Origin of the sequence: Vibrio profundum, assembly GCF_050337555.1 — a bacterium.
GTDB lineage: Bacteria > Pseudomonadota > Gammaproteobacteria > Enterobacterales > Vibrionaceae > Vibrio > Vibrio profundum.
Map to the genome: position 1 here is coordinate 35024 of NZ_JAKJTA010000011.1, position 13002 is coordinate 48025.

Genomic DNA, 13002 nt, shown 5'->3' on the forward strand with positions numbered 1-13002 from the left:
CCTCACTATCGAGGTCTTTTTTATCTTATCCGTGCCACTTACAGTGAAGCTTAGCCTCGGTAGTAACGCTGAGGTACAAATGGCATTTTTTCGATAGTCATTGGCAGTTTCTTACCACGAACCTCGGCAAAGATTTCGTTACCAATGGCCGCTAGATCTGCGCGAACATAAGCCATAGAGACAGGTTTACCTGCGTTCGGCCCCGCCGTACCACTCGTCACGATACCGATTTGTTGTCCGTCGGCATCAAAAAGTTCAACGCCTTCACGCACTGGTGCTTTGGTTTGACCAACAAGACCAACACGCTTACGTGATACATCTTTCGTCGCAATTTGATCAAGGATGATATCTGCACCCGGGAAACCACCTGCACGTTCACCATCGGTACGGCGAACTTTGCTCACTGCCCATAGAAGGCTTGCTTCTACTGGCGTTGTTGTTGTGTCGAGATCATGACCATATAGACACAGTCCACACTCTAAACGTAGTGAGTCGCGAGCACCTAGACCAATCCACTCCACTTCTTCACAAGCAGTCAGTTTACGCGCGAGCGTTTCAGCTTGATCGTTGGGTACAGAAATTTCGTAACCATCTTCACCGGTGTAACCACTGCGGCTTACTATGCACTCAATACCTGCAACTTCAAGTACGCGTACATCCATAAACAGCATGTCTGCCACTTCAGGTTGAAGCTTAGCTAACACCTCTGCCGCTTTTGGTCCTTGAAGTGCCAATAAAGCGCGATCTTCAATCAACTCAAGCTCTACGCCTTCAGGTAGGTTCGCCTTCAAATGAGCAATATCTTGATCTTTACATGCTGCGTTAACCACTAAGAATAGGTGATCGTCTAAGTTGGCCACCATCAAGTCATCAAGAATGCCGCCTTGCTCGTTAGTAAAGAAAGCGTAACGCTGGTTGCCCGCTTTTAAATCAATAATGTCGACAGGCACTAAAGACTCAAGCGCTTTTGCCGCGCCATCACCACGCAGGCGCAGTTGGCCCATATGTGATACATCAAACAAGCCCGCGGCATCGCGAGTATGCAAATGTTCTTTTTTTACCCCTAGCGGGTACTGAACTGGCATCTCATAGCCGGCGAATGGCACCATTTTCGCCCCTTGCTCAACATGTAAAGCATGCAACGGAGTCGTTAATAGTGTTTGGTTTTCTTGAGTCATTTTATTCTCCATCAAATCGCGTTCATGGCATCGAAGCGCGACTTTCTTACTGTCAAAGATTTCGCGTCAGAAAAGTAGTTTCCTATAGTAAACAAGAATACTCTCAGCTCAAGGCAATTAACGAAATGGGAACACAAAAACAATACCCAGTTAACATAAGTGCAACTTGGCTGCGCGATGAAAAATTGGGACTTGAAAGTTATTTCCGCCAAAAATAACAGAATAATCAGACAAGTCAATAAAAATGCAATCGTTTGCCTTCACTATAGGAAATAAAAAAGCAAACGTTTACGTCATTTTGCTGTCACCCACAAAATGTGGGCATCGGCTTCACTCACGGAAACCAACATATGTCCCATGTTGGCATCGTAGTAAACACTGTCTCCTTGGCTCATCTTTACTGGCTCATAAAACTCCGAATAAAATAAAATTTCACCGGATAAAATCAGCAAAAATTCTTCGCCATCATGACGAACCCAATCGGTGTATTCTTCAAAACTTCTCGCCCTCACTTGGCTCTTAAACGGCGTCATTTTTTTGTTTGAGAGTTGAGTCGCCAGCAGCTCATGTTCATAAGTGGGTGTCGGGTGTGGTTTCCCTTCCCCACTACGATTGATATCACGCCTACCTGTAGCTACCTTTTTCCTAGGTGGCTCAAAGAGTTGAGGGACATCTATCTGCAAACCATTCGCCAATTTCTGCATAGCTTGAAAGGTTGGCGAAATCTGCTCATTTTCTATCTTGCTAAGCGTCGAACGAGCAAGCCCAGTTCGTTGGCTTGCTTCTTCCAATGTGATGCCTAATTTAGACCGAATTTGTTTAATGCGCTGGCCAAGTTGTAGGGGCTCAATAGTTTGCTCCCCAGACTCTTTCGCCAACGTAATTGATGGGTACTCATCAAAGATACCTTTAGACATACAATTCCCTCTTAAAACGCCACGTCCTAGGCTCTAAAAATAGGGCGTATCACCACCCTGTTATTAAAGCTCGAATTAAAAAAACTTACTGTGCCAACGGTAACACATTTAGAAATTTTGTTTCCAATAGGAAATTTTGTTTGATTGTTCCTGCGAGTCAAGGTATGTTACTGGCTTGTTAGATATCGAGATGCTAGTTCTGGTTTTGGGCAAAAGTAAAATTTAACATTTACCCAGCCAGTTTTACCCACTTTTAGGGATTGAGTCGCTCTGCCCAAACGTCATACTTATTGAGAACCATGCGTATAGCAATACTGCTTGTTAAGCATACTCAATTTAAGTAATAAGTACTGAATTGGTGCAGAAGTTAATAAAGGCCTAGCAGCCCAACCAACACACCGTCTTTTACTCACGTATTGGGTTGCTAAATTATGGGAAGGTCCTCAACGATGAACAAAGCACACAAAAATCATAGTCTAGACAGCTTCTTCACTACTAATCTGACTGCTACCGACGACGCGGTTTTCGCAGGTATCCAAGCTGAGCTACAACGACAGAATGATCAAATCGAACTAATCGCATCAGAAAACATCGTTTCTAAAGCGGTGATGCAAGCACAAGGCACATGCCTAACTAACAAATATGCAGAAGGCTACCCAGGACGTCGTTATTATGGTGGTTGTGAGCACGTTGATACCGTTGAGGCCATCGCTATCGAGCGCGCCAAAAAACTTTTTAACTGCGAATACGCAAACGTTCAACCACACTCTGGCGCTCAAGCAAACGGCGCAGTAAAACTTGCCCTTCTGCAACCGGGTGACACGATTCTAGGTATGTCATTGGATGCGGGCGGGCACCTCACGCACGGCGCACGCCCTGCTCTATCAGGTAAATGGTTCAATGCCATCCAATACGGCGTTGACCGCGACACACTAGAAATCGACTACGATGCGGTGCGCGAGCTAGCTGTTGAGCACCAACCAAAAATGATCATTGCGGGTGGCTCTGCGATTCCACGTACATTAGACTTTGCGAAGTTCCGTGAAATTGCCGACGAAGTTAACGCGATTCTAATGGTCGATATGGCCCACATCGCAGGCTTGGTCGCCACTGGCGCTCACCCTAGCCCACTGCCACACGCACATGTGGTGACAACCACAACACACAAAACGCTGCGCGGACCACGTGGCGGTATGATCTTAACCAATCTTGAAGACATCAATAAAAAGATCAACTCAGCGGTTTTCCCTGGTTTGCAGGGCGGCCCTTTGATGCACGTGATAGCGGCTAAAGCCGTTGCGTTTGGCGAAGCACTCGGTCCAGAATTTCAGGGCTACATCAATTCAGTGATCAACAACGCAAAAGTTCTTGCTGAAGTATTGCAAACTCGCGGTTGCGATATCGTTACAGGCGGCACAGACACGCACTTGATGCTCGTCGATTTACGACCAAAAGGTCTGAAAGGCAACCAAGTAGAAAACGCGCTAGAACGTGCCGGGATCACATGTAATAAAAATGGAATTCCTTTCGATACAGAAAAGCCTATGATTACGTCCGGTATTCGCTTGGGTACACCAGCGGGCACCAGTCGAGGTTTCGGCGCAGAAGAATTCAAACTCATTGGTGAGTGGATTGGAGATGTCTTAGACGGGCTTGTTGCTTGTCCTGAAGGTAATCCAGATGTTGAGCAGCAAGTGCGTAAACAAGTGAAAGCACTGTGCCTACAATTTCCTCTTTATCAATAAATAAACAATTTAAATCCTTATATCTATTTTTGGAGATTAACTAATGGATAACACACTGAAATTTGCAGACAGTCACGAATGGGTAAAAGATAACGGTGACGGTACTGTGACAATCGGTATTTCAGAACACGCTCAAGAAATGCTCGGTGATGTTGTGTTTGTCGACTTACCAGAAGTTGAAAGCGAACTTGACGCTGGCGAAAGCTTCTCTCTAGTCGAATCTGTAAAAGCCGCTTCTGACATCTACGCACCAATCACTGGTGAAGTAATCGAAGTTAACGAAGAGCTTGAAGACAGCCCTGAGCTTATTAATGAAGAACCCTATGAAGGTGGTTGGATTGTTAAAGTGAAACTCTCCGATGCATCTGAGCTTGATGCATTGAAAGACGCTGAGGCTTACCTCAACGCTATCGAAGAAGAGTAATAAGAAACAATTTAAAATGAGCTGCTCAGTATTGGGCAGCTCTTTTTACAGGTCGCACTTATACTTATAAAGCCCCTGCTGTATGCAGTACCAGCAATATGCAATACAAGCCATTGGGATGCGCACCGCGAAGAAGGTAGAAACCATGACTGATTTACTTCAAAAAAGCCCTCTCCTAGCTCAACTAGGAACTCAAAACGAATTCGTGGCACGCCATAACGGTCCAAACCACACTGATCAACAGCGCATGCTGCAAGCCATCAACGCTGCTGACCTAGACACTTTGATTAATGAAACTGTTCCTGCACAGATTCGCTTAGAGCAGCCAATGACATTGGCCGAGCCGAAAAGTGAAGCGGATATGCTAGAAGCAATGAAAGTATTCGCTAACCAAAACCAAATTAAGCGTACTTTCATCGGTCAAGGTTACTACAACACCTTCACGCCAAACGTTATCCTACGTAACGTGCTAGAAAACCCAGGTTGGTATACAGCTTACACCCCTTATCAACCTGAGATTTCTCAAGGCCGCCTAGAAGCATTGCTAAACTACCAGCAAATGGTGATGGACCTAACGGGTATGGAAATCGCGAACGCATCTTTGCTTGATGAAGCAACGGCAGCGGCAGAAGCGATGACTTTGTGTAAACGTGCAGGCAAGAGCAAGAGCAATGTGTTCTTCGTTGCAGACGATGTGCACCCACAAACGATTGAAGTTGTGAAAACACGTGCAGAATACATCGGCTTCGACGTACAAATCGGCGCACTGGATACACTTCCAGAGCAAGACGTGTTTGGCGCACTGGTTCAATACCCAGGCACAACTGGTGAAGTTCACGACCTAACTGACATCATCGAAAAAGCACAAGCAAACAAAACATTGGTTGCGGTTGCTACTGACCTTCTAGCCTCTGCACTATTAAAGCCTGCTGGCGAAATGGGCGCTGACGTCGTGATCGGCTCTGCGCAACGTTTCGGCGTACCTATGGGGTATGGCGGTCCGCACGCAGCATTCATGGCAACGCGTAACAAGCATAAGCGCACAATACCGGGTCGCGTAATCGGTGTATCAATTGATACGAAGGGCAACCAAGCACTTCGCATGGCAATGCAAACGCGTGAGCAACACATCCGCCGCGAAAAAGCGACGTCAAACATCTGTACTGCCCAAGCACTATTAGCGAATATGGCGTCTTTCTTCGCGGTATTCCACGGCGCTGAAGGCCTGCGCACCATTGCACGTCGCACGCACCACCTAACTGCGATTGTTGCCGCTGGCCTAACGAAATCAGGCTACGAGCTTGCTCACAACAGCTTCTTCGACACCATCACGATTAACTCTGCAGACAACACAGACGCTCTATACGAAAAAGCGCAAACGGCTGACATCAACCTGCGCCGTCTTGATGGCAAACTAGGCATCAGCTTAGATGAAACCACGACGATCGCCGACGTTGCCGCATTATTCACTGTGTTTGACGTGAAAGAAGATGCAAACGCACTGTCTGCTGAAATCGCCGAAAACGAATTCGCTGCAATCCCAGAGTCTTGCCGCCGTACGTCTGAATACCTGACTCACCCAGTATTCAACACGCACCACAGCGAAACGCAAATGATGCGTTACCTGAAACAGCTTGAGAACAAAGACTTCTCGCTAACGCACGGCATGATCCCGCTAGGCAGCTGTACGATGAAGCTGAACGCTGCGGCTGAAATGATCCCTGTGACTTGGCCAGAATTTGGTTCTATTCACCCATTCGCACCGCTAGAGCAAGCTGCTGGCTACACCGCACTAGCACAAGATCTCAAAGAGAAGCTATGTGAAATCACCGGCTACGACGATTTCTCTCTACAGCCAAACTCGGGTGCATCGGGTGAATACGCAGGTTTGATTGCTATCCAACGCTACCACGCAAGTCGCGGCGAAGGTCATCGTAACGTTTGTTTGATCCCAAGCTCAGCACACGGCACCAACCCAGCGACTGCCTCAATGGTATCGATGAAAGTTGTGGTTGTGAAATGTGACGACAACGGCAACGTTGACATGACGGATCTAGAAGCGAAGATCGAGAAGCACCAAGACAACCTATCTAGCATCATGATCACTTACCCTTCTACGCACGGCGTATACGAAGAGCAAGTGAAAGAAGTGTGCGAGAAAGTTCACGCAGCGGGCGGTCAGGTTTACCTAGACGGCGCAAACATGAACGCACAGGTTGGTCTAACGTCTCCGGGCTTCATCGGCTCTGACGTGTCTCACTTGAACCTACATAAAACCTTCTGTATCCCACACGGCGGTGGCGGTCCGGGTATGGGTCCTATCGGTGTTAAATCACACCTAGCCCCTTTCCTACCGGGTCACATTGAAAACGGCGTGAAAGGCAAAGACTACGCAGTTTCTGCGGCAGACTTAGGCAGCGCGTCTATTCTCCCTATCTCATGGGCATACATCGCCATGATGGGTGAACCGGGCCTAACAGAAGCAACGAAAGTGGCTATCTTGAACGCCAACTACGTGATGGAAAAACTGCTTCCTCACTACCCTGTTCTTTACCGTGGCACCAACGGCCGCGTCGCACACGAATGTATTATCGATATTCGTCCGCTGAAAGAAGAAACAGGCATCAGTGAAGAAGACATCGCGAAACGCTTAATGGACTACGGTTTCCACGCACCAACCATGTCGTTCCCAGTGGCGGGCACGCTAATGGTTGAGCCAACAGAATCGGAAGATCTAGAAGAGCTAGATCGTTTCTGCGAAGCAATGATCGCTATCCGTCACGAAATGACAGCAGTGAAAAACGGTGAATGGCCACTAGAGAACAACCCTCTAGTCAACGCTCCGCACACACAAGCTGATCTTTCAGCAGCAGAATGGGATCGTCCATACTCTCGCGAGCTAGCGTGCTTCCCATCGAAAGCAACCAAGGCAAGCAAATACTGGCCAACGGTTAACCGCGTAGACAACGTTTACGGCGACCGTAACCTAATCTGCTCTTGCCCAAGCATCGAGAACTACGAAGACTAATGTCGTGTCATCCTGATGTAGCGTAATAGCAAAAGGCGAACTTTTTAGTTCGCCTTTTTGTTTGGATTTTAATGGTAGTATGACGATCTCACTATATCGAAACTGCCTCTGATCTTCTTAGAGCTACGAAAAAGAAGCTGATGAGTCAGCCTCGATTAGTTAGTTTATGCTCTTACAGCACAAGTACGTACAACTCCCATTATGGTAAATCGACCGTTTGCTATACTGGTGTAAATCATTCCTACAACTTGGGGACGGGTGATGACACAGCGGAATATTCATGGTAACTGGACCATGAACTTTGAAAATCGAATTTTACAATCAAAAATTACGGGCTCAACAAATACAGAACTTAGTCAAGCTTGGTTCGAGGATATGAAGTGTCACCTTTCTTCTTCAGAAGATAATTATATGACACCTTGGGTTAACTTATTCGACTTTCGAGATTGGGACTTAACCACAATAGATTCCTTTGGAAATGCTAATGACAACATACATTGGATGTCTGAAAATAACTGTATATTACTTGCTTTTGTTTTCTCTAAAAAGATGCAACATTTTGCCATGGAGAAAGGGCTGAGTAATAATGGTATTGTTAGGTTTTTTTTCGACTACGGCGAAGCTTACCAAGCCTGCTTAGACAAACTCGAAGGTGCTCAACGACAACAAGACAAGTGAACATATCCTGTAGTGCCTTCTACGTGTTCATTACGGTAAATCGCGCGTTGGCTATACTGGTGTAAGGTAGGTTCAACCGGAAAAATAGACGATGAAACAACGAAATATTCATGGACTTTGGTCTATGCACTTTGAAGGTAGAGTTTTGTATTCGGAAGTCACAGGAGCAACTAACAAAGAAGCAGCTCAAACTTGGTTTGATGAAATGAAGCAAACCATCATTTCATCACCAGAATCTGATATCACCCCTTGGGTCTACCTACTTGATTGCAGTAAGTGGATCGGCACATCCCTAGATAGCTGGGAAACTAATAACACTATCGCTGACTGGCTTTTTGAGCATAATTGCCTTTTTCATGCAGTTGTAATGCCCGGAAGATTACAAGAATTTGCAGTAAAAACACAAATGCATAATACAAGCATTATCCAAGTTTTTTTCGACTACGATAAAGCCCACCAAGCCTGTCTAGACAAGCTCGCCCAGGCTCAACAGACCAAATAAACCAAGCTCCACAGCGATTCCTACGTGTTCATTATGCCCATTATGTTAAATCCGTAAGTTAAGCCTCAAAAATTCAGTTCTAGGGCTATTAAAGCCCCGTAAAGCTGTTTTTAAGCACTTACTCCACCTAGTTCACCTAAAATCGGGCTGTAAGTTTGCAACAGAATTATCCTATTAATAAGTGCAACTTCTGACCACATAGTATACTGGCCGTTATTGACGTGAAAGATTCATTTCGTGTTGTTTTAGCAAACAGGCTATGACGTTTTTGTCCATAAACTGACTACAAAGTGTGTGTACATTATTCTCTAGTCATAACCGAAACCTATTTGCCAATTAACAAGATAAAAATAAGCCACAACTTTCATTTACGGTTTATTGCTCTATGGGTAATTCACCAGCTTAGAGCACAAGGCAGATATAATGTGATTGCCGTAATGCGCAAGCCACTAAGCTGCATGCTTTTCTCCGAGTTCTCATCGATCAATTAGCCTTTTTTGCACAGCCACTGTACCCATCGATATGCCAGCAAGACGTACCTTTAGGTTTACTCCAGTTAGACACATAAACGTTTTCACGATCGGCATTTTTTGCGCTATCCGTCAGTATTGGGGCATCACTGGTCGCACCGACTTGAACGGGTGCTGGGGACAAACGAGGAGTCGGGCCGCCGCTGCTGTACTTAAGTGTGCTCGTTTCGACTATCTGCCCATTGCTTTGTTTAAAAGTTAACTGCACGGTTTTTATATCTTTAGATGAACTGCACCCAGCGCCACCATTTCCAACCGTAAAGTGTGTGCTGTATGCAGATGGTGCGACCGTGATAGTTGCCGGATTCTTAGGCTCTTTACTACACGTAAATTTGACTAAAATCGATGTCGCATCGACAGTAGTGCTCGTCACGCCAGTATAAAAAGAACACTCCCCATTATGACCATCGTCGGCATAAGAGTAACAATGCACAGTGTAAGGTGACGCATGGGCTAATGAACTGATGATGAGAGAAGATAAACCGATTATAACTTTTTTCATTTCCTATCCTTAGGTAGACGATTGTTCAGAGTCAATTTTTATTACTAGAATGCGGGTTCTGCGTTCACACATTAATTCACGTCTTTGGCGCAACCACTGTAACCGTCGACATGCCAGCAGTAAGCATTCACGGGCTTACTCCAATTCGACACATAGATGTGCTTGCCACCCGCCTTTTTGGCGTCGTCGCCGAGCAGATCCGATTGGTCACTTTTTTCGGCGCTCTGATACGGGCCGCCACCATCATCAATGACCACTTTACTTGTTCTGATCGTTCGCCCATCACTCTGCTTAAAGGTGATTTGGACACTTTTAACCTCTTGTGAAGAGCTACAACCTGAATGGCTATCGCCGACAGTAAACTGGCTGGTGTAAGGATCGGGGGTGACTGTCCAAGCTGGCGGATCATACGGTTCGATTAAACAAGTGAGCTTAACCGTCACTGATACTGCATCGGGCTTATCTGTAGGAACACCTTCATAAAAAGAACAATCACCTTTATGGCTATCATTGGCAAAAGAGTGGCAATACACAGTATAGGGTGAGGCATGAGCAAGAGAGCTCAAGAGAAGAGAGGACAAACAGAATACAACTTTTTTCATTTCCTATCCTTAGGTTAACGATTCGAAAAGCCCAAGAATCATAATGGGTTAGAAGCAATTGAAAAAGCCCCTCCTTATTGATAGAGATCTCAAAATTAACAATATGTACACTTTACTAGCCTGATGCTGTCACACCGAACAAAATACTGAGGTAGCGCCTCTACAAGATCTTCTGAGCTTGAGCTAACCGTTCTATACACTCTTCCAAGGCCAAATCATAATTGGAGTAAACCGTATAATTTTGGTTCACCAGATATTTTTCAGCGGAAAACTCCATAAGCTTGGTGGATAAGACAGCAGCAATAAAAACGCAATTATGTTTGAGGGTCCAGCCAGTTATTTCGTCAATATCTCCCCACGAATCTAACGCACCGCCTTCCCACTCGCGAGAGTCAGTGATATGCACCCAAGGCTGGCTATCCCCTTCTGGTGAAGACAACACCTTGAACTTCATCTCTTCAAACCACGCTTGATACCCTTCGGCGTTCAATGCGCCAATGGTTTGGCTACGAAGAATTCTATTTTCAAAACTTATATGCCAGTTTCCGTGAATATTTCGACTCGTCATCACCCGCCCTATCTGCACATTTATCCTGTTTAATTCTAGTCCATCAGACATAAGTGCTCCTGACTCGATATATTTCGAGCAAATAATAACCCACACTCAATATGCAACAAATGTAACAATATGTGTGGTAGGGTATTTATCCTTATTTATAGATATTCAACATAAAGGATTATTATGAAGAAAAGCATACCCTTAGCAGCGCTTATTCTGCCGTTTTTCATTTTGCCGAATGCAAGTTTTGCAGCCTCCGCGACACCATTTGCGGCAGTGCCCGTGAAGGACCACCTTGCTATCGCTACATCGGCCAACACCGTTTGGGCAGGCATGATAGGTTTTGGATTCACCGTCACTAACCCGACCAACAAGCCCTTAACGTTGAAAACCTTGTCGTTCCACATCCCGACTGAAGTGCAATCGAATATCTCCAATATTCTAGCGCTAGAAAACATCGCCAGCGATGTACCAAGCTACAATTCGAATCGCCAAGAATATACTTTTATAATGTCCAACTCTGGCCAAACCTTGCAACCCAGTGAGTCGATTCAAAGCATGTTCTACGTGCAAACCAGAGACAGTGGCTCCGAGATTGCGGATTCACCCATCGCCATTTACGCCAATGAAGGTCAGCTATTATTTACGCTTTCTCCCACCGACACCGCACTTCCAACGCTCAACGCCACCGTTACCAGCCAGCAAGGGGATGTTGACCTCAGCCAACCTCTGTCGGCCAACGCCGAACCTATCGCGCTTCCCGGTAATGCATTGAACGGCGCAGCTTATCAAGTCTCGTTGGGTGCCGCGGCAACGCAAAACCGTGATGGCTCCATCACCGAAGTAATACCAAGCCCTACCACACAAGAAGTCGACGTGGTGAGCGGGAAAACAGCGAAAGCAAACTTTCAGTCTCAAGTGAAGAACTACGCCCAAGAGAGCATGCATCCGGTTAACGTGAGCATCGATTCGCTGCCATCAAGTGGCATGTCTGGAACAATCAGTGCAACCAGCACTAACCACCTGACCTTCACCAGCAACGCGCATTTTTCATCAAGCTTTTCTACAGCCATGATGCTGCCCAACGATGGGCAAACCTACACCATCAAACCAAGCGTTCCCGGTTACAACCTAAGTGGAAGCTGCACCAACGATTCCAATGAAATCGATTGCCACTACAGTGCTCAGGTTCAGCATTTAATGGTGGGTTACTGGGCTGATTGGGGACCATGGTCTATCAGCCAAACAGCCGAACAAGGTTACAACATGCTGATTATCGCGTTTGGTTCCATTGATAATAGCGGCCCTTCGCTCGCCGCCTTTGGCCCAGACAACAGCAAAGTCAATTTGATCAAAGATATTCAGGCAGCAAAAGTGGCTCACCCTGATCTCTCCGTGCTGATCTCATTTGGCGGGGCAAACAATACCTATTTCATTGACGACAACTCAAGCGATGCTCAGATCGATAAGCTTGCCAGTCAATTGAACGATTTTCTTGATGAGTATGGTTTAGATGGTGTCGATTTCGATATTGAATCGAAATTCAGTTATCACGTTATGCATACCTTGATTCACGACTTGCAAACGCATCGCAAAGCTGCGAGCAAAACGCCTTACATCGTAACCGCAGCGCCGCAATTTAACACGGGCGCGGATGGCAGCGGACAAATTGTTTCTCACGGCCACGAACCAAAGCCGTATTACCAAAGCTTGACCGACACCTCAGGATTGGCCGATTTTAACTACGTGATGTTGCAAGAATACAACACCCCACTATCACCTCCCTATTTGTCTAATAATACCAAGCTGTATGAAAATAACTTTGAGATGATCAGCGCCACCTTTAACGATCTGAAGTCGATGCTCCCAAGCAACTCAACCACCAAACTGGTGATTGGCGAGCCGGCGTCTTTCCACAGTGCAAGTCCTGCTGGGATTTTCTACGATTTCACCGGCTCTGCGTATAATCAGAGAGACTTAGAGACGGTCGTGAATGGCGTCAACAGCCAAGTGAGCCAAATTAAGGGCGACCCTAAGTTTGGAGGGATAATGGAATGGGACACCTATGACGATCAGATCTACAACGCTGGCGCGCCATACGGGTTTGCCAAAGGGATTATCCCTTGTGTAATACACGGCCAATGTAGTGGTTCATAATTAACCAGATAAAAATACCTTGATGACAAAAGATATTAACCAGAGGCGAACCGCGCAGGTTCGCCTTTTCATATTTCATTAGTAATCAAATCATTCTCAGCGAATCTGTCGCAACTAGGCCGTCGCAACTCTAAGCAGTCGCAGCTAAGCAGTCGCAGCTAAGCAGCCGCAACTAAGCGG

11 protein-coding genes are annotated in these 13002 nt (G+C 46.0%); 6 read left to right on the top strand and 5 right to left on the bottom strand.

What is annotated here, in order from left to right:
* Window positions 1-50 precede the first annotated feature (50 nt).
* Complete coding sequence (gcvT, locus tag L4C34_RS11855; RefSeq protein WP_428789549.1) at window positions 51-1178, bottom strand: glycine cleavage system aminomethyltransferase GcvT; 1128 nt, start codon at window positions 1176-1178, stop codon at window positions 51-53.
* A gap of 293 nt (window positions 1179-1471) precedes the next feature.
* The gene (locus tag L4C34_RS11860; RefSeq protein ID WP_428789550.1) at window positions 1472-2095 is read right to left on the bottom strand and encodes a helix-turn-helix domain-containing protein; all 624 of its coding nucleotides are present in this window, start codon (window positions 2093-2095) and stop codon (window positions 1472-1474) included.
* Between the two features lie 449 nt (window positions 2096-2544).
* Between L4C34_RS11860 and L4C34_RS11865 the strand changes: the two genes are divergently transcribed.
* The 5 genes from L4C34_RS11865 (at window position 2545) to L4C34_RS11885 (ending at window position 8472) form a co-directional block, all read left to right on the top strand.
* Entirely contained in the window at window positions 2545-3840 is a 1296-nt protein-coding gene (locus L4C34_RS11865) for a serine hydroxymethyltransferase (protein WP_428789551.1), read from the top strand.
* Window positions 3841-3883: 43 nt separating this feature from the next.
* A complete protein-coding gene (gene gcvH, locus L4C34_RS11870; protein ID WP_428789552.1) occupies window positions 3884-4264 on the top strand; it encodes a glycine cleavage system protein GcvH in 381 nt (126 codons plus the stop codon).
* A 145-nt stretch (window positions 4265-4409) separates the two neighbouring features.
* Window positions 4410-7292, top strand: coding sequence for an aminomethyl-transferring glycine dehydrogenase (gene gcvP, locus L4C34_RS11875; protein ID WP_428789553.1), 2883 nt, complete (start codon window positions 4410-4412; stop codon window positions 7290-7292).
* A gap of 261 nt (window positions 7293-7553) precedes the next feature.
* Window positions 7554-7970, top strand: coding sequence for a hypothetical protein (locus L4C34_RS11880; RefSeq protein WP_428789554.1), 417 nt, complete (start codon window positions 7554-7556; stop codon window positions 7968-7970).
* Window positions 7971-8061: 91 nt separating this feature from the next.
* Window positions 8062-8472, top strand: a complete 411-nt coding sequence (locus L4C34_RS11885; protein ID WP_428789555.1) for a hypothetical protein — start codon at window positions 8062-8064, stop codon at window positions 8470-8472.
* Between the two features lie 483 nt (window positions 8473-8955).
* Here L4C34_RS11885 and L4C34_RS11890 read toward each other — a convergent pair whose 3' ends face one another.
* The 3 genes from L4C34_RS11890 to L4C34_RS11900 form a co-directional block, all read right to left on the bottom strand.
* Complete coding sequence (locus tag L4C34_RS11890; protein WP_428789556.1) at window positions 8956-9504, bottom strand: hypothetical protein; 549 nt, start codon at window positions 9502-9504, stop codon at window positions 8956-8958.
* Window positions 9505-9575: 71 nt separating this feature from the next.
* Window positions 9576-10106 carry a hypothetical protein gene (locus L4C34_RS11895; RefSeq protein WP_428789557.1) on the bottom strand — a complete coding sequence of 177 codons (531 nt, stop codon included), beginning with the start codon at window positions 10104-10106 and terminating at the stop codon, window positions 9576-9578.
* 160 nt (window positions 10107-10266) lie between these two features.
* A complete protein-coding gene (locus tag L4C34_RS11900) occupies window positions 10267-10725 on the bottom strand; it encodes a hypothetical protein (protein ID WP_428789558.1) in 459 nt (152 codons plus the stop codon).
* A gap of 123 nt (window positions 10726-10848) precedes the next feature.
* On the opposite strand from L4C34_RS11900, the gene L4C34_RS11905 reads away from it, so the two are divergent.
* Window positions 10849-12822 (top strand): glycosyl hydrolase family 18 protein, encoded by a 1974-nt coding sequence (locus L4C34_RS11905; protein ID WP_428789559.1) that lies wholly within the window; start codon window positions 10849-10851, stop codon window positions 12820-12822.
* The last annotated feature ends 180 nt before the right edge of the window (window positions 12823-13002 follow it).

Excerpts from the sequence above, each read along its gene's own strand:
- gcvP (WP_428789553.1), top strand. The coding sequence starts at position 4,410 with ATGACTGATTTACTTCAAAAAAGCCCTCTCCTAGCTCAACTAGGAACT.
- gcvH (WP_428789552.1), top strand. The coding sequence starts at position 3,884 with ATGGATAACACACTGAAATTTGCAGACAGTCACGAATGGGTAAAAGAT.
- L4C34_RS11880 (WP_428789554.1), top strand. The coding sequence starts at position 7,554 with ATGACACAGCGGAATATTCATGGTAACTGGACCATGAACTTTGAAAAT.
- L4C34_RS11895 (WP_428789557.1), bottom strand. The coding sequence starts at position 10,106 with ATGAAAAAAGTTGTATTCTGTTTGTCCTCTCTTCTCTTGAGCTCTCTT.
- gcvT (WP_428789549.1), bottom strand. The coding sequence starts at position 1,178 with ATGACTCAAGAAAACCAAACACTATTAACGACTCCGTTGCATGCTTTA.
- L4C34_RS11865 (WP_428789551.1), top strand. The coding sequence starts at position 2,545 with ATGAACAAAGCACACAAAAATCATAGTCTAGACAGCTTCTTCACTACT.
- L4C34_RS11890 (WP_428789556.1), bottom strand. The coding sequence starts at position 9,504 with ATGAAAAAAGTTATAATCGGTTTATCTTCTCTCATCATCAGTTCATTA.
- L4C34_RS11900 (WP_428789558.1), bottom strand. The coding sequence starts at position 10,725 with ATGTCTGATGGACTAGAATTAAACAGGATAAATGTGCAGATAGGGCGG.
- L4C34_RS11885 (WP_428789555.1), top strand. The coding sequence starts at position 8,062 with ATGAAACAACGAAATATTCATGGACTTTGGTCTATGCACTTTGAAGGT.
- L4C34_RS11860 (WP_428789550.1), bottom strand. The coding sequence starts at position 2,095 with ATGTCTAAAGGTATCTTTGATGAGTACCCATCAATTACGTTGGCGAAA.
- L4C34_RS11905 (WP_428789559.1), top strand. The coding sequence starts at position 10,849 with ATGAAGAAAAGCATACCCTTAGCAGCGCTTATTCTGCCGTTTTTCATT.